This window comes from Rubripirellula lacrimiformis (assembly GCF_007741535.1).
Lineage (GTDB): Bacteria > Planctomycetota > Planctomycetia > Pirellulales > Pirellulaceae > Rubripirellula > Rubripirellula lacrimiformis.
In genome coordinates this window covers 4,440,517-4,457,809 of the sequence record NZ_CP036525.1, presented here as the reverse complement: position 1 = coordinate 4,457,809, position 17,293 = coordinate 4,440,517, and the positions used below count along the sequence as shown (strand labels likewise).

Annotated in this window: 16 protein-coding genes; 11 read left to right on the top strand and 5 right to left on the bottom strand. The window is 56.4% G+C overall.

The genetic code is table 11. The features are described 5' to 3' along the window. Positions 1-41: 41 nt before the first annotated feature. The 7 genes from K227x_RS15520 to K227x_RS15495 all read left to right on the top strand — a co-directional run bounded on the left by K227x_RS15520 (position 42) and on the right by K227x_RS15495 (position 8,067). Positions 42-740, top strand: a complete 699-nt coding sequence (locus tag K227x_RS15520; protein WP_218933283.1) for a YfiR family protein — start codon at positions 42-44, stop codon at positions 738-740. Positions 741-743: 3 nt separating this feature from the next. Next, positions 744-2,498 carry a CHASE sensor domain-containing protein gene (locus K227x_RS15515; RefSeq protein WP_145170820.1) on the top strand — a complete coding sequence of 585 codons (1,755 nt, stop codon included), beginning with the start codon at positions 744-746 and terminating at the stop codon, positions 2,496-2,498. Next, complete coding sequence (locus K227x_RS15510) at positions 2,482-3,954, top strand: hybrid sensor histidine kinase/response regulator (RefSeq protein ID WP_145170818.1); 1,473 nt, start codon at positions 2,482-2,484, stop codon at positions 3,952-3,954. The genes K227x_RS15515 and K227x_RS15510 overlap by 17 nt, the downstream gene beginning before the upstream one ends. A gap of 416 nt (positions 3,955-4,370) precedes the next feature. Then, positions 4,371-5,393, top strand: a complete 1,023-nt coding sequence (locus K227x_RS15505; RefSeq protein ID WP_145170816.1) for a hypothetical protein — start codon at positions 4,371-4,373, stop codon at positions 5,391-5,393. A gap of 213 nt (positions 5,394-5,606) precedes the next feature. After that, positions 5,607-7,184 (top strand): protein adenylyltransferase SelO, encoded by a 1,578-nt coding sequence (locus K227x_RS15500; RefSeq protein WP_145170814.1) that lies wholly within the window; start codon positions 5,607-5,609, stop codon positions 7,182-7,184. Between the two features lie 317 nt (positions 7,185-7,501). Then, positions 7,502-7,645: a hypothetical protein gene (locus K227x_RS30620; protein WP_218933282.1), complete on the top strand. Its 144-nt coding sequence runs from the start codon at positions 7,502-7,504 to the stop codon at positions 7,643-7,645. Then, the gene (locus K227x_RS15495; protein ID WP_145170812.1) at positions 7,642-8,067 is read left to right on the top strand and encodes a response regulator; all 426 of its coding nucleotides are present in this window, start codon (positions 7,642-7,644) and stop codon (positions 8,065-8,067) included. The genes K227x_RS30620 and K227x_RS15495 overlap by 4 nt, the downstream gene beginning before the upstream one ends. A 105-nt stretch (positions 8,068-8,172) precedes the next feature. Here the strand turns inward: K227x_RS15495 and K227x_RS15490 are convergent, their stop codons facing one another. Beyond that, a complete protein-coding gene (locus K227x_RS15490; protein ID WP_246145830.1) occupies positions 8,173-8,943 on the bottom strand; it encodes a tetratricopeptide repeat protein in 771 nt (256 codons plus the stop codon). Positions 8,944-9,297: 354 nt separating this feature from the next. After that, positions 9,298-10,311, bottom strand: a complete 1,014-nt coding sequence (locus K227x_RS30615) for a tetratricopeptide repeat protein (RefSeq protein ID WP_218933281.1) — start codon at positions 10,309-10,311, stop codon at positions 9,298-9,300. 503 nt (positions 10,312-10,814) lie between these two features. Here K227x_RS30615 and K227x_RS15480 point away from each other — a divergent pair. Beyond that, positions 10,815-11,369: an HD domain-containing protein gene (locus K227x_RS15480; RefSeq protein ID WP_246146850.1), complete on the top strand. Its 555-nt coding sequence runs from the start codon at positions 10,815-10,817 to the stop codon at positions 11,367-11,369. 137 nt (positions 11,370-11,506) lie between these two features. On the opposite strand, the gene K227x_RS15475 is transcribed toward K227x_RS15480, so the two are convergent. The 3 genes from K227x_RS15475 to K227x_RS15465 all read right to left on the bottom strand — a co-directional run bounded on the left by K227x_RS15475 (position 11,507) and on the right by K227x_RS15465 (position 13,310). Next, on the bottom strand, positions 11,507-12,001 hold the full coding sequence (locus K227x_RS15475; protein WP_246145829.1) for a GNAT family N-acetyltransferase: 495 nt from the start codon (positions 11,999-12,001) through the stop codon (positions 11,507-11,509). 28 nt (positions 12,002-12,029) lie between these two features. Next, positions 12,030-12,419 (bottom strand): CoA-binding protein, encoded by a 390-nt coding sequence (locus tag K227x_RS15470; RefSeq protein WP_145170809.1) that lies wholly within the window; start codon positions 12,417-12,419, stop codon positions 12,030-12,032. Between the two features lie 117 nt (positions 12,420-12,536). Further along, a complete protein-coding gene (locus K227x_RS15465) occupies positions 12,537-13,310 on the bottom strand; it encodes an L-histidine N(alpha)-methyltransferase (RefSeq protein WP_145170807.1) in 774 nt (257 codons plus the stop codon). 584 nt (positions 13,311-13,894) lie between these two features. On the opposite strand from K227x_RS15465, the gene K227x_RS15460 reads away from it, so the two are divergent. The 3 genes from K227x_RS15460 (at position 13,895) to K227x_RS15450 (ending at position 17,285) form a co-directional block, all read left to right on the top strand. Continuing rightward, positions 13,895-14,842: a prenyltransferase/squalene oxidase repeat-containing protein gene (locus K227x_RS15460; RefSeq protein ID WP_145170805.1), complete on the top strand. Its 948-nt coding sequence runs from the start codon at positions 13,895-13,897 to the stop codon at positions 14,840-14,842. Between the two features lie 210 nt (positions 14,843-15,052). Further along, entirely contained in the window at positions 15,053-15,604 is a 552-nt protein-coding gene (locus tag K227x_RS15455; RefSeq protein ID WP_145170803.1) for a sigma-70 family RNA polymerase sigma factor, read from the top strand. Then, a complete protein-coding gene (locus K227x_RS15450; RefSeq protein WP_145170801.1) occupies positions 15,594-17,285 on the top strand; it encodes a LamG-like jellyroll fold domain-containing protein in 1,692 nt (563 codons plus the stop codon). The genes K227x_RS15455 and K227x_RS15450 overlap by 11 nt, the downstream gene beginning before the upstream one ends. The last annotated feature ends 8 nt before the right edge of the window (positions 17,286-17,293 follow it).

The window sequence follows — 17,293 nt, the reverse complement described above, 5'->3', positions numbered from 1 at the left end:
TCGCTGTAGAAAGCGAAGCAATCGTTCATCGATTCCTTCCATTGTACAAGTCCAAACACGCAAGCCGGGTCGATTCGTCGACCGCACAACTCGACATCATTGGACAGCGTGTCCATCGCCATCCAAGTGGATGGCGCCGCGCGTTGACGTGGATCGCCGCGGTGATCTTCGTGTGCGCAAATTTGGGCTGGGCCGACGTGGGACGCGCAGGCGGTCAAGAACTGCGAGCGCGCGACGCTTCACTGAAGGCCGCCTATATCTACAACATCGCAAAATACACACAGTGGCCAACCGGATTCGAATCTTCCCGCGATTCAAGTCAGCTTGTTTTCGCCGTCTACGGCGATACTCCCGTCACCGCGTACCTGTACAAGATCGCGGCAAAGAAGCGGATCCGCGAGCGTCCCATCGCGGTCACGGTGATTGCCGCGGGCGACGCGCTTAGCCACGACGACGCCGCACAGCTGCGGATGGCACACGTTCTGTTTATCCCCGCCAGCGCGAGCGACCGCCAGCGGGAACATCTGATTCAGGCGACTTCAGGAACATCGACGATGCTGTTCGGTGAAACTCTGAGTTCTCACGAAGGTGACTGCGTTACCTTCTATATCGAGTCGAATCGCGTCAAGTTTCAGATCGATCTGGCGAAGGTGACCGGTGCCAGGGTCCAAGTCAGTTCCAAGGTCCTCAGTCTAGGGCGAGTCGTTCGGAACATCGAACTTGTTCACGCACAGGAGTAATTGGTGAATTGGTTTGGGAATCTTCGTATCCGCGCCAAGTTGCAGCTGTTGCTGACGCTGACGACGATCAGTGCGCTCGGGATCACGGTTGCAGCGTTTCTGATCAACGATCGACGCGCTGCCCGCGAAGCGATGGCGGACCAGCTAGAAGTTCTTAGCGAGGTCGTCGCAGAGAATTCCACTGCGGCTGTGATGTTTGGGGATCGCGAGGCTGCGACGGAGGTACTGAGGGCGCTTCGCAGTGATCCATCGGTCCAACTGGCTTGCATCTTTGATACACAGGGAAAGCCGTTTGCCGCGTTTGACCGGAATCAACGAAGTCAAGCTGATCCGCTGGCCATTCAGATTCCGGGCGACCCGCCAAGGCTTCCCGATTGGGTCGAAACGTTGCCCAGACCGAACAAGCCGGGACTTTCCTTCCATCGCACAACGGTCACACAGGTCGCTGCGATTGTAGAGGATTCCGAATCCATGGGATTTGTCTATCTGCAGGCTAGCACCGCAGCACTTGGGCATCGGACCAATCAAAACCTGAAAGTCGCTTTGTTCGCGATGCTAGCCGCAACGCTAGTGACCACGGTCATCGCGCGTCGTTTGGAACAGGCGATCGCGAAACCAATCGTGCGGCTAGCGATGGCGGCAAACGACATTTCCAAACGGGAAGATTATTCTGTGCGAGTGGTGGGGGTGAACGATGATGAAATCGGACTGTTGTATTCGTCGTTCAACAATATGCTGCAACAGATCGAAACCAGTCGAGATGATCTGCATGTGGCTCGGGATCATCTCGAAGATCGAGTCGAACAGCGGACGGCGCAGTTGACACAAGCCAACGTGCAATTGACCAGCGAAATCGCAGAGCGGGCTCGGGCGCAACGAGAAATCGAAGAGCTTCATCATCAATTGGTCGACACTGCGCGACGAGCCGGAATGGCAGACGTCGCCACCGGCGTCTTGCACAACGTGGGGAATATTCTGAACAGCGTCAATGTGTCGGCTGGTCTGCTTTCTGATCGTCTAGCCAAGCCACCTGTTGAAAAACTGAATCGATCGATCGAACTACTGCGTTTGATCCAAACGGACATGGACGACTCCGGTGTTGGCGAAGTGAGGCCTGGGAAGCTGGCCGTGTACCTGGATTCCGTTGTTGGCGGATGCACACGCCAAGCGATCGATGTTGACCGCGAACTGAATCGGCTCGTGTCCAACATCGACCACATCAAAAAAGTGGTCGCATCGCAACAGTCGATGGCGAAGTCCGCCGGTTTGGTGCTAGAGCAATCAATGTCAAGTCTTTTCGAAGAAGCACTTCAGTTGCACGATGCGGGTTTAAGCAGACACAATATTCGCGTTGAAGCCGAGTTCGAAGAACACCCGAAATTATTGTCAGACAAACACCGGATTCTGCAGGTGTTGGTGAACTTGGTTGCCAACGCAAAGCAGGCCATGATCGGGACAGCAAAGGACAAGCGAGTTCTGCGTTTGAAGGTCCGGGATATCGACGGCGTATCGGTGCGGGCAACAGTGCAGGACACGGGCCATGGAATATCCCCGGAAAATTTGTCACAGGTATTCTCGTATGGATTCACGACCAAGGTCGATGGGCACGGGTTCGGGCTGCATGCCAGCGCGCTTGCCGCATACGAGTTGGGTGGAACGTTGAACGTGGAAAGTGAAGGCGAAGGCTTGGGGGCAACGTTTTGCCTAGAACTTCCCTACCAAAATATCGAGGAATGGGCAGATGCCGCATCGTCTTAACCGCCAACGCGATCGCATTCTGGTCATCGACGATACAGAAGCGATTCACGAAGATTTTCGTCGGATCCTTGACTACGACGATTTTGATTCTGGGCTTCTGGAAATGGAATCGGATCTGTTCGGTGACCTGACTGCTGTGGACGATAATCCCAGTTGTCCGCGATTGGGCACCGATCCGGTCAAAGGGCCGCTATCGGTTGACCTGGATTCCGCGTTTCAAGGACAACAAGGCTATGAAATGGTCCGTCAGGCGATCGCGGAATCAAAACCGTATTCGGTTGCCTTTGTGGATATGCGGATGCCGCCGGGCTGGGACGGACTGAAAACGATTTCCGAGATCTTGAAGGTAGACTCGAACATTCATGCGGTGATTTGCACGGCGTATTCAGATCGGTCTTGGGGCGAAATTTTAAAGCAGCTTGGTCGCAGTGATCGTGTGCTGATTCTGAAGAAGCCGTTTGACAACGTCGAGGTTTCGCAGTTGGTCTCTGCATTGACCGAAAAGGTGCGACTGGGAAAACAAGCGGCACTGCGAATGTGCGATTTGGAACAGATGGTTCGATTGCGTACCGAGGAATTGGAACGCGCTAACCTGGCGCGCGAAAAGGCTCAACGGGAAGCGATGGAGTCTGAACGTCAGGTGATGCACCAGCAAAAGATGGAATCGCTGGGCAGACTGGCAGGCGGTATCGCACATGAGTTCCAGCATTCGCTGGCGGTGATTCAAAGCCATGTCGAGATCGTTCGTGATTCGCCGGCGATGGCAAATCAATCGGACGAATGCCATATGTTGGACATCACTTTGGATGCGACTCAGAAGGCAAGTGAGATCACTCGTCGGATTCTAGAGTTCGGACGCACCGAGGTTCTGCAGGCCAGCGATGTTCACGTTCAGCATGCGATGCGGAATATCATCGAGATGCTATCGCCGGTGTTCGGCAGTCAGTACCAGACGACTTTTACCATGCCGACCGAGGATCTTTGGGTTGAATGTGAATCGACGTTGCTGGATCAGTTGATGATGAACTTCTGTACGAATTCACGTGATGCGATGCCCGATGGTGGACGCATCCACGTGGCCGTCACCAAAGAACCAAAACGCGATGTCCAGACGCAGCTTCCGGTGCGAGGAATCAGTCGCGTGGATAGCGGTCGGATCGACGCGGATCACAGCCTGCTGATCGAAGTCACCGACAGCGGATGTGGGATCAGCGACGATAACCTGCACCGCGTCTTGGATCCATTCTTTACGATGAAACAGCGTGGGAAAGGAACCGGATTGGGGCTGGCGATGGCACAATCGTTGGTCCAACGTCACGGCGGAACAATCGAGATCACTTCCACATCCGGCGAGGGGACATCGGTCAAAGTGCGTCTGCCGCTGTTGATTCCGAGCGCAAGCGGCGCTGGCATCACGCCGAATCGAACGCTTCCGTCGCTCGAATCGGCTTCCTAATGGATCGCTCGACAGCCACGTCCAACGGTTCCGTTTCGTCGAATTTTCCGGCGGAACGCTGCGGAACGTCGCAAAAATGTCATTCCGCTGCGTCGGTCCTCTAACCATTTTCTCGCAAGTTGCTAGAATCCCGTCCGCAATTGCTTTGGTTGACCAACCTTTTCTCTTCTGTCGATCGACAATTGCAACGTCACAGACGGGGCACGCTGTAATGAATTCTTATCTGCTAACAGCGGGAGCGTTTGCGAAGTATGGATTTTTCCGAGTCCCCCAGTGACGAAGTTCTTCGTCTTTTCTGGTCTCAACGTTTCGACGTTGCGAATGAAGGTTGCGTCGTCGTGCGCATCAGTCCCAACCCATCCGTTTTGGCTGTCAATCAAGTTGCCAGGGCACAACTGAATTTGGAAAGCCGTCCGATGGACGAATGGATCGTCGATGATCTGCTCGTTTCGTTGGGCATCGATTTCAAGGAGGATCAGCAAGGCCGAATCGACGGGGCAGGGGGATCCGTTGAAGTGATGTGTCAGGGGACTTCCATCTACGGAATCATCACTCTATCGCAATCCGCCGGTCGCGGCTTCGATGATTCCCCCAGCAAGGATGATCCGCTCCGATCTGGTCAAACGGATCCGATTGCTGCAGGGAAACGTGTCGCAGTGGCAGCGGATGCGGCTGGATCACTGGACGTATTGCAAGTCAGCGTCTCGGCGGCGATGGCTCAGTTTGTCGCAAGTTTTTCGCACGACATCAGTCAACCGATTCACGTGGTGCAGAACGCTTTTTCTATCTTTGAACTCCGACGCGATGCTGGGACGTTGACGCCTGAAACGACACAGACATGTCTCAGCATGCTGGATTCCGGGGTCGAGAAACTGAACGCATCCCTGCGACTGATGAAGAACACGGTTCACGAGTGGAGCACCGACTTTCGCGACATTGATTTGGTTTCGACGCTGTATCAGGTCGTTGGCGAAGTCGCAGCAGCGAAGATGGCGACGATCACACTGGAATCGATCGATCCGCAGGTCATTGTTCGTGCAGACGTCGCCCAGTTGCGAGGATTGATCGCAAGTGTGGTTTGGTTGATGGACCGGAATCGGACGGACTCGAACACGGAAGCCCGTCTTCGGGTGTCGATGGAGCAATCAAGCGATCGGGCGATCATTCGGATTAGCGCCAGTCAAGGTTTCCATCTTCCGAATGCTTTGCTGTCCGAGCATCCCCAAGGGCCCCTTTCATCTGGGCTGTGGGAATCGGCATTGGCAATCGCAAGTGCCAATGATATCCAATTGGAAACCATCCCGGCGCCGCACCGTGCCTCGGACGAAGCCGCGGATTCAGTGGCGGCGTGTACGGGCGTGACACTTGGCGTTCCATTGGCAACGAACGACCAGCCACCATCGGAACATCGCCGTCTGGCACGACGACTTTGGTCTTAGGCGGTTTCGCTCCCCTGCGGATCGCTGTTGCTGGAGTGACGGGACCGGGCGACGGTGTGCTTCGCAATCTTGTGCGTGCGGGTACACTTCAGACGCCTCGAAGTCGGAAGCCGCGTTCGAAACCGGGTCCGTTGCCGTTGATTGCAACGCCGGCTTGTCCTGGGGCAACGGCTTTCCCTTTCAATCTCTTTTCCTGCATCCAGCGCTGTAGCCATGCATTTGAATGTCGACGACCGTTTCAATCGACAGTTGCCAGCGGATCCGATCGAGACACCATCGCGGCGACAAGTCAGCGGGGCTGCATTTTCATTCGTCACACCTCGTGTGCCCAGCGATCCGAAGGTGCTGCATGTGGCGACGGATGTCGCGTCCATGATCGGATTGTCGCAGGACGATGTTCAAAGCGATTCGTTCCGCCGTGTCTTCAGCGGTGCTGAGCTGTTGCCCGGGACTCGGCCTTATGCGATGTGTTACGGCGGGCATCAGTTCGGACAATGGGCAGGGCAACTTGGGGATGGTCGTGCGATCAACCTAGCGGAAGTGCTGGAAAACGGTCAGCACTTCACGTTGCAGCTGAAAGGTGCCGGCGAAACTCCCTACTCACGAACCGCGGATGGTTTGGCGGTGCTTCGTTCATCCGTTCGTGAACACCTGTGTAGCGAAGCGATGCACCATCTAGGAGTGCCGACAACTCGTTCACTGTGCTTGCTGACCACCGGGGATAGCGTCGTTCGTGACATGATGTACGACGGAAACGCGAGACCGGAACCGGGCGCTGTCGTGTGCCGGGTGGCGCCGAGTTTCCTGCGTTTTGGCAACTTCCAAATTCTGGCCGCGCAGGGCGATGTTGCGACTCTGCAAGCGCTCGCTGACTATACGATCGAGCACTATTTTCCTGAGATCGCAACGACGTCGCCGATGCGGTACAGCGAACTGTTTGCGATCGTGTGTCAGCGAACCGCCGACATGATCCTTCATTGGCAGCGGGTGGGGTTTGTTCACGGTGTGATGAATACAGACAACATGTCGATCCATGGCGAAACGATCGACTATGGCCCCTATGGATGGTTGGAAGGTTTCCAGCCCGATTGGACCCCCAACACCACCGACCGGTCACATCGGCGATACCGGTTCGGAGATCAACCGCAGATTGCGCTTTGGAATCTGGTGCAGTTGGCGAATGCATTGTTCCCACTGGTCGGCGAGGCCGATCCGTTGCAGGCTTCCGTCGAGCAATTCTATGAACAGTTCAATGAGAAGCTGACATCCATGCAAGCTTCGAAGATCGGCTTAGACGACGTCGTCGATGGAGACGAAGAACTGGTTTCTCAGCTTGATGACGTTCTGCAGTTGACGGAGACCGACATGACGATCTTCTTCCGGTCGTTGGCGAATGTGCCCAAGTCGTTGGACGTGGAACAGGATGTGGAAGGTGGTTTGGAAGTGATTCGCGACGCCTTCTATGCTCCCGAAGAAGTCAAAGATGGAATTCGAAACCAGTGGCACCGTTGGTTTCGCAGCTACCTGAATCGAATTCGTCAAAGTCGCCTGTCCGACGAAGAACGACGGGATCGCATGAACCGTGTGAACCCCAAGTATGTGCTCCGCAACTACATGGCTCAGTTGGCGATTGAGGCGGCCGAATCGGGAGATTTCTCTTTGATCGGCGATCTCCATTCGTTGCTGCTTCTTCCCTACGACGAACAGCCCAGCCAGCAGCGTTGGTTCGCAAAACGCCCTGATTGGGCGCGTCACAAGGTCGGCTGTTCGATGTTGTCGTGCAGTTCCTAGGGCAGCGTGCCTGGATCACGTCGGCCGTGGCGAAAACGTGATCAATTTTCTAGCCGGTTGCTGATATGCCAATGATCCCGACGTGCATGCAAATTCGGAAAAGCCGGCACAGGCCCTACATTGCGCTAGAACTGTTGGGGTTTTTTCGCTCCCTGGAATGGGTATGTGAGGTCTGTAGCGACGAAAACAGTCCCTTGTTCTACGCTTAACGCATTCGCGAGCTGATAGCCGGCGCGACCTTGGCAGCTGCAGTGTACAATCAGTGGTGTATCACGAGCCATTCGATCCGGAGTGACCAACCGGGATACAATACCCAAATGTCGCAAAATCAAATGATCTGTGCTTCGAAAGGACGCGTGCGTTCGGCATCATTGTTGGATCTGGCGATGAAGATGGGAATCAGCAAAGCGTTAGCGGTTTCCCTGCATTGTCCAGAGAACAATCTTGAGGTGTGCGAATGAATTCGAAAGCCATCGTCGTTGTCGATGACGAAGAAACAGATCGATTTTTGATGCGCCGCCTTTTCGATCGCTCGGGCGTCGAGGCTGACTTCATCGAGTTCGAGAATGGTGACCGTTTCGTCGACGCCATCACTCCCTCCGGCGCTGGCAGCGCTGATCTGCTGGAAAAATATTCCGCGGTGTATGTCTTCCTGGATATCAATATGCCGGGGATGAGCGGGTTTGATGTGATTGGTGAGATCGAACGATTGATCAATTTTGGCACATTTACGAGCCAGCACGTCCCGGTCTTGGTTTGGTCATCGTCCAGCAATCCGACCGATCGAATGAACGCGTTGGCCAGTTCCTGTGTGAGTGCGTACGTGGTCAAGCCGAACAACATGCGAGAAGCGGAAACGTTGTTCTTGCATCACGTGACATAGACGGTGGTGTGTCTCGTCGGCGATTTCAGCAGATCTTGGGTTCTTCGATCCCGTCGGAACTGATTGATCGCCGCGTTCTAGCAAACGTTGGGTCGCAGGTTCCGATCACGAATCGGATTCCGAGATTTCCAGGACTTTGGATTCTGGAGACTTGGCAGTCAGGGTCGCGATTCTTTCGGCGCACTGTTTGGCTCGTTCCAAATCATCGCAATCGAAGAACAGATTGGCGATTCGCTTCAGACAACACAGACACGTCACCTGATCGAGCTTGGCCGGAATGATCCGATCGATGACGGCGACCGCTTCGAATTTTCGTCCCAGCCGGATCAGCATGGACGACAGCCCGATTCGATAGTGAACGTTGTCGGGGTCCAAGCCGATCGCGTGACGTATCAGCGCCTCGCCAACGTTGACCGGATGCCCACACTGCTGTGCGTAGTGGCCCATTTGGTAGTGAACCTCCGCGCTATCGGGCGACAACTGTCCCGCTTGCCGACACGCTTCCATTGCCAGACGCGGCTCATCAATCGCTTCCAAACCAGTAGCGATTTGCAACAGGTCCAGCGTTTCGATGCGATCGCTGGTGGCAACTGCCATCAACAAGTCTCGTGACAAACTTGTCCGCCCAATCGCACCGTAGGCAATCGCAAGCGAAATGCGATCGGCGTTGTCGAGCGGTTGCAACAAGCTGGCATGTTCCAATGCGTCGATTGCACCGATGTAATCGGATACTTGCATCAACGATTTGCCGAGCATTTGCCACGCCGCGGCGCTGTCGGGATTTTGTGCGATCGCGTACTGAGCAAACTGTGCAGCGTGTCGATACCGGCCAGCGGCAAATTCGGTTCGGGACAGGAAAGTATCGTTAGACATCATGGAAATGGATTTGGTTCGAGTTGAAACTTTGAATTCTTTGACAGGCACAATTGAATTGTCGGGCAGGCGATCACTGGAACGAACCTGATCCGCATCTCCAAAACGTCGGTCTCCATTCGGTCCGACCTGGTAGGTCAGGGAATGGCGGGAACTTCGTGGGGGCAACGGCAACGTCGGATCGAAGCGTAGGTTGTGAACCGAATTGCTTCGTCGCTATCGATTGCGACATTTCCGGGACCGTCTTAGGAATTTGGCGGCGTCGCCGCGGCCAGATCATCAGCAAGGCGGTGGTCGTTATCACGATGACGAAACCAGTGATGAACGCAATGTGCATCAGGATCAATTCCAGAGCATTCATTGGGATGGCTCCGAGTCCGTGGGATGGTCCGCCCGTGCCGCATCCGCCCGTGCCACATCCGCCCGTGCCACATCCGCCCGTGCCACATCCGCCCGTGCCACATCCGCAGGTGACGCGTTCAATGGATCGTTCAATGGATCGACGTTGGCCGTTGTTCGCTTGGGGACTCGCAGGCGATCGGCCTGCGTACGGCAAGCGGATGAAAGTGGCGGGTGCCCTTGACGGTCCAGCATGTCCGCGATCCGTCCCAAACATGAAACGCAGGTGACCTTGGCGATGTCGGACGGAGCCAGTTTTGCGAAGGCTTGGTAGGCTTCGTTATCGCGATCCAATTGAACCAGCAACGACACCAACCCGATTCTGTAATGCACGTTGGCAGGGTCTAGTTGCAGTGCACGGTGTGTCAGTGCTTCGGTCAGGTACAGCGGATGTCCGGAGCGAGCGGAATAGAATCCCATGTCGTAATAGGCTTGCGCGACGCTTTCGTCCTGTTCGGTGATCCACTGACAAACCTGCATCGCAAGCTGGGGCGAATCGATCGCTTCCAGTCCCGCAGCGACCTGCAGCATCAGCGGGGCTGGCAACTTTCGCGGCAGCGCCAGTTGTAAATACAGTTCGCGAGCGAGGTCGATTCGGCGTAGCTGCGCGTAGCAGGAGGCCAATGCGATCCGTACTTCGTCGCGCACCGGGCGGATCAGACTGGCCTGTTCGATCGCGTCGGCGGCCTCGTAGGGTTGGCCCAGATCATGCAGGACCAATCCGAGCAACTGCAATCGATCGCCATGGGTGGGATCGACGATGGTGCCAAGCAGGTCCGCCGCAGCGGCCAGTTCGCCGCGGAAATAAAGGTCCCAGGCTGCGTCGATGACGGTCTGGTCGGCCGCCACCGGCGACCCCGCCGCTTTGGACGCGGTTGAGCTGGACGCGGGCACACCCGACGCGCTCGGATCAGGGGGAGTTTGGTGCGATTGTGAATCGCCTTCATGATCCGATTGGAAGCGGAAACCCATTGAATTACCTCGCCGAAGGAAGATTGAGGCTGTCGCGGCGGATCGCGATCAGCCTGGAAGGGACCCGATGTGCGTCGTCTGGCGCTATCGGGTGCAACCTTTGCGTGGCGGGCTGAATCAGGCCGTCGATTCCATCTGGAATCCCTGGCTCGACTACTGGCTAGCTGCGTCGAATGGTGCTGCTGTTGAGAATCAATTGCAATAGCGTAGCGGTTCGGCCGCTTGCCGGTCAATCTGTTTTGGACGGAATCCGCCGTTTTTTGGCCGCTGCCGAGACGCGGGCCCGGACCGCGAACGCCGCCCGTCGGGCTGGCATCGATCCAGCGGGCGGGGTTGTGGTCCCGGTTGGCAACCTGCAACAACGTGTCCCCAGAATGGCCTGGAACCCCGGGGGCAAACGTTTTCGATTTCCGGGGCGAGAGAATCGATTGGCAGACGACAAGAAGGATACGGTGTTGAATCAAAGACTTGTTCAGGAGACGGAGTCCATTGTCCGCACTCGGATGGCAGGACAGGCCGCCGGGCACGGTGTGGATCATGTCCTTCGTGTGCTCGCGTCGGCTCGGGCGATTCATCAGGTGGTCAAATGCGACTTGTTGATCGTCGAATTAGCCGCGTTGCTACACGATATCGGCGATGCAAAGTTTCATGATGGCATCGAACGTAGCGCCGAGTTTAGTCGGCAGATTCTTGGCGAACTGGGGGCGGATGCTGCGACCATCGATCATGTGGCTCACATCGTCGACAACATCTCTTTCCGCAAAGGCGAAAGTGCCAAGCCATTGTCACTAGAAGGTCAGGTCGTCCAAGACGCCGACCGGTTGGACGCATTGGGGGCGATCGGGATCGTTCGGACCATCGAATACGGTGCTGCCTTCGGTCAACCGTTCTATGTCGCGGATGCCGATACCGCGAAAACGGGGGTCGGTCATTTCCACGACAAACTATTCAAACTGAAATCGCTGATGAACACCGATGCGGCGCGTCAGATGGCCGTCGAACGCGAGCAGTTCATGCGAAGGTTTTTGGATCAGTTTCTGGCTGAATCCAAACACTAGCGCCGGGCGAACGATTGGTTTGGTCGTCGGTCAAAGAAACTGTTTCGGCGTTGCCGCCGTGGATCATGGCAGGTGGGTGCAGCAACGTCCGACGATCCTTGCGTGATGGAACGACGCCCCAGCGGGTGTTCGGTATTTTACGTAGGCGACTTGGGCAAGCGGAGTTCCATCTTGAAATTGTCCAGCCAGACTCCGCGACATTGAACCGACTGGCTTTGGGTTACCTGAAATCCTTGCGATTCAAAAAATGCTTTCGCGGTGATGCTGGATTCTGTTGTGACCCGATTGATACACGCGTTGGCAGCGTAGTCGACCAACGCTTCGACCATCTGGCGTGCGATTCCCATTCGTTGGTGATCGGCGGAAACGAATATCCGATCCAGATAGCCGTCGGTGGTCATGTCGGTGAATCCTTCGATCCGACCGTTACAGCAAGCAACCAAACTGTATCGATCTTCGAAACGTCGCTTCCACGCGTCGGAATCGATTTGATCCGACGCCCATGCATTTCGTTGTTCTGCCGAGTAGTCGACGTGACAAACTCGATGGATGGTATCGCGAAACAGGTCCAAGCATGCCGCGGCGTCTTCTGGCCGAAGCGGCCGGATGGTGATCGATGACTTAGGATTCACGGCTATCGGCACCAAAGAGAACGGATCGTCATTGCCTTGCCAGCAGCACTAGCACACACGCACCATCGTCGATCACATTCAACCCAGCTTCGCGAGCCAATCGACTTGCGGTTTCGTCTTCTGCCCCAGGCTGCATCCAGATGTTTTTGACGCCGGCTGCGATGGCGTCCGAGACGATTTGGCGAGTCACGGTCGGTGGCGTGATGATCGATATCGATTCGGGCACGACGGGAAGGTCAGCGATCTTCGCGTAGGCTTTGTGTCCTTCGATCTGTTCGGATACCGGGTTCAGCGGGTAAGTGGTACGACCGGACGCCAGCAACGCTCGAAACACCTTGTTGCCGTATTTGTGTTGCCGCTCTGAGGCGCCGGCGACCGCGAAACTATCTGCGGCAAGGAACGTGTCGATAGCGTTCATGGTGTATCGTTGGTGGTCAATGGAGGAGCGGGAAAAGGTGCGGATTCGTTGTCACAATGAAGTATAGCGAATCGGCTATCGTGCGCGGATCAACCCCATGCGGCGACGACTATGGGGTTAGGGAACCGACAACAGATCCTGATGTGGCCAAGTCAGTTGCAATTCTGCGCGGTCGAGTTGTTCGAACCGACGTTCTTCCCATTCATCGATAGCGACGGAACCCGGATCGCAGCGTACGCGCCTAGCGATTCCGGCGATCAACATTTTCATCAGCGGCGTGTCGTCGGCGGATAACTTCCAATCGGTGCTTCGTAGTTTCGGATCAGATCCTTTGCCGACAAGTTGCTCCGCAAGGCAGGCGACCGCATCGGGCCCCAACGCGTTTCCAAATCCATGGTCACTGCGTTGATGCCGTTCCAAGCATTCGTTGATCACGCTGTCCCATTCGTCGACCGGGTCCCAAATGGGCAGTCCCGTCGACGTCATTGCGATCAGCAGAGGTCGGTCGTGAACGAAGTCGACGAAGCGGCGGATCCAGGCTTCCGAGACCAAGTCTAAGAACGCCGAGGCGGTGAATGCCGATGTTGGGCATTCCGAGAAAACAGAAAAATCACTCGCCAGATCCCGCCGCTGGATTTGAACGGATTCGGTGGGCAGGGAGCGTGAAGCGGATTCCAGAATTTCGGCATCGTGATCAATGGCTAGCCAGGTGACGTCCGGCTTCATCCGAGGTGCCAAATATCGATAGTTGGCGCCTGTACCGCACCCCAGGTCGACCATCTGCACGTCGGCCGTAGCCATCGCAGCGAACTGCATTGCCAGTTCGGCGCTTCGGCAGCGCCGATCGACAGTCTCACGGGCGGCAAGCCAAGAGTTGGCCGGTTCGGTCATGCTGGCGTTCCTGCTGAACTGCAAAGAATATGTCTGCCCGGAATCGTAGACGAAGTGCGCCACAAAAGGTTCATGGCACCGGTGTTGGCGATCGCACGCCAATCGACCACGCGACGACGCAAGCGACCTGGGAAACGCACCTGTCGCGAAAGTCGTCAGAACGCTCGGCAAGCATCCCACCGGCTTCCCCGGCGTCAAGAACGTCCGCGAAATCATACGATTTCGTGAGCCGCGACGCGTAAGCGGCCGGGAATGTGTCGGTACTGTCACGGTTCCCCCTAGAAGCTCGGGTAGCGGGTAGCGGCCGAAGCTCTTGGCGGTTTGTCAATTTCGTGGAGCTTTCAACGGTAATGGTGAGCCGCTGGCCGTGAGGCCACGTGCGTTGGGGGGATTCCCGGCCGCTCACGCGATCACGGCTCACTGAGTCGGCAAACCCTTGGCGAGCTTCGCTAAGGTGCGGGGCACGAAAGGAACCTCCCGCTTTCACGCACTTGGCTTTGTCTTTTCGAACCAGAAATTCGAATCGATTCACCGTCTGACGCGGATTGTCGGTTTGCGATGTTGGGTTCGGTTAGAATGGAGGGATGCAATTCATCCTTCCTTCCGTGCTGATTACGTTGACTCTTGCCTTTTCGGCAGGCGTACGTGCTGACTCGCCGAGTCATCAAGTGGTGATGGACCGAGGCTTGTCCTATTTGGCATCCGCGGGCGATTCCTGGATTGCCAAACGCGGCTGCGTGTCGTGCCACCAAATTCCTACGCTGCTCTGGAGTCATCATGCTGCTGCCCGCAGCGGCGACATCGAGTTGACTGCCGAACTGGAACACTGGACTTCTTGGGCGACCGATGTGGTCAACTTCGTGAAGCCGGAACAGAAGTCGGCGGTCGATCCCCACGCCACGATGGCCTCGAACATTGACACCATGGTCGCAATGCTGCTTGCAGTCCCCCGCGAAACAGATCAGGGGTGGCGAGATCGTTTCGTTGCGAATTTGGTTTCAGAGCAAGGGGAAGATGGGGCCTGGAAAGCTTGTGGTCAGTTGCCCCTGCAGCGAAGGCCGGCGATCGAAACCAATGCCGTCACGACCTTTTGGACAACTTTGGTGTTGATCCAGCAGGATGCCAGTTTCGATCGTGATGCCGCCATTGCGTTTGCCGATTCGGTGGTCGATCCAAAGTCGATTGAATGGTACGCCGCCGGATTGTTGGTGGCTGACGCAACGAAGGATCCGGATCTGGATTCGAAGCGGCAACGTCTGATTGACCTCCAGAATGACGACGGTGGTTGGGGATGGCGAGTCGCCGAATCCAGTGACGCGCTGGGCACCGGATACGCTCTGTACGCGCTCGCGAAGGTCGGCGCCGACCAAGCCTCACTCAGTTCGGCCCGCGAATTTCTGTTTCGGACGCAGACGCCGTCGGGGCGTTGGATCGTGCCGGGAACCAAGACGTCCGCCAAGCGGAAGCCTACCGCGACGGCTAACGATTGGGGTACCGCGTGGGCAGTGATCGCGATCGCGGAAAGTAAGTGAGCCTGCGGGAATTTCAGTCTTGCTTGGGCGATTGAGGCCAATCGACAGCGTCGCGGCAAGCGTCCGTCTGCCGCCAAACGAGGACGCCACACCAAGTTCAACGGCCTGCTGACTGTGCATGCGTCCAGGTTCCAGCGTCGTCTGGCACGGATTTGGAAATCTGTTTGAAAATTCCTGTTAGGTTTCTCGTATCCCGGCTATGAACAAAGCATGTCACCACCAGGACCCCTTAACGAGCCGTCTGGCACCGAAGACTTCGCAGTCCAGATCGCAACGATCCAGCCGCGTCTGTACGGATTCATTCTAAAACGATTGGCCGACAGAGAGCAGACGTTGGAGGTGTTGCAGCGGACCAACGAGGTCCTATGTCGCAAGGCCGACGATTTCCAACACGGATCTAGCTTTACCGCTTGGGCGTTCACGATCGCCAAATTTCAGGTGATGGCGTTTCGAAAATCAGAGGGATCCGGACGGCTGATCTTTTCCGACAAGGTGTCCCAGTTGATCGATCGAACCGCAGCCGATGAAGCGGCTGCTGTCGACGAGCGGATTCCGGTCCTGCGGAACTGCTTGGAACGTCTCCCCAACGCTGATCGGGAACTGGTGCAGCAGCGGTATCGCGACGGGCATCCGATCTCGCTGATTGCCGAGGCAGTATCAAAATCGATCGATGCCATCGCTATGCGTCTATCCAGAATCCGGAAACAGTTGGCCGAATGTGTCCGCAGCGGCTTGGATCAGGAGACCGGTTATGAAGTCTGATCCCATCCAAGAACTTGATGCACTGGTATCGCGGATGATGGACGGGCAACTGTCCGAACCCGGCGGCGACCGGTTGAACCAGTTGCTTGACGAATCCCCGGCGGCCGTAAAACGCTATCTGGAATTGCTGGACAATCACGAAGCGCTCTGTGCGATCTACCCGGGCGAAGTGTTCGCTGAATCGTTGGCGGACCTTCCGTCGGACGCGTTGGCTGTTCGTCGACCGGGATCGCTGGACGCAACATCGGACGGCGGTGGCTTTCGTTCGGTGCGATGGTTCGCGATCGCAGCATCGTTGATGATCGCAGTGGGGATGGCAGGATACTTCCTGGGTGCTGGACGCGACGAAGCGGCGGTGGCCAACAGCGATGTGGATGCTAGCGAGCAGACCATCGTGGGCCACGCAACGCTGCGTCGATCGGCCGATTTGCAGTGGTCGATTGGCAGCGTCAGCTATCGCGAGGGTGACATCCTTCCCGATGGACGTTTGCAGTTCGACGAAGGGATCGCAGAGATCGACTTCTTTTGTGGTGCGACGTTGATCGTCGAGGGGCCAGCCGAGTTGGATGTTCAATCCGATTGGGCGGTGCATGTGCATCAGGGACGATTGCGAGCCAATGTGCCGCCCGCTGCACGCGGTTTTGTGGTGACCGCGGCTGACGCCGAGATCATCGACCTGGGGACCGAGTTTGCGTTGGACGTCACCTCCGAAAGTGCTCGCGTGGAAGTCATCGACGGCGAAGTCGAACTTCGCGGCGGGGAACATGATGGAGATCATCTGTTGACCGGCCAGCAGCAGTGGCTTCGTGGAACCCGTCGCTCCGATTCGTTCGACAATCTTAGCAACCTGGGGGACGTCGCCCGTCGCCGAGATAGTGCGGACGCCCTGCGGCTAAGCGAATGGAAAGTATCCGTCGAAGACACTGCGCAGGATCCGCGCCTGATCGCTTACTATCCGATCGCAATGAAGCAGGACGATCGAGTGGTCCGCAATGCAGCAGCCAGCGGAGACCAGCGAGACGGAACGATGGTCGGTCCCGTGATGAAGACCCAAGGACGATTTGGGGCGGGTTCAAGCGGACTTGAATTTGACCGCATTGGAGCCCGCGTTCGGACGCGGATCGATGGACAATTCAGCGCCCTGACGTTTTCGACATGGGTTCGGCTGGATAGTCTTGATCATGTCTACAACGCACTGTTCATGAGCGACGGATACGAAACCGGCGAAGTGCATTGGCAGATCCGGAACGACGGGCGAATGATGTTTTCGGTGATGGTCGACGACACACAGGACGTTCGAGTCAAAGAACGATTCGGCAAAACCGTGGTTCGTGACGCAGGTCTGCACCGTGTCTATTTTACGCCGCCGATCTGGGACATCGCCCAAAGCGGCCAGTGGTTCCATTTGGCTGCCGTATTCGATCCAGAGCAGCGCTTGGTCACGCAGTACGTCAACGGTCAACAGGTCAGCAGCGAAGCGATCGTCGACAAGTTCTTTATCGACAAGCTGCAAATCGGAGCCGCCGAGATCGGGAATTGGGGACAGCCGTTTCGAGACACACCCTGGTTTGCGGTCCGAAACCTGAACGGCGTCATCGACGAAATGGCTATCTACAGCCAACCGCTGAATGCCGACGAAATCCACCGCCTTTATGAATGGGGAAAGCCACTTGGCTACTAAGCGAATTG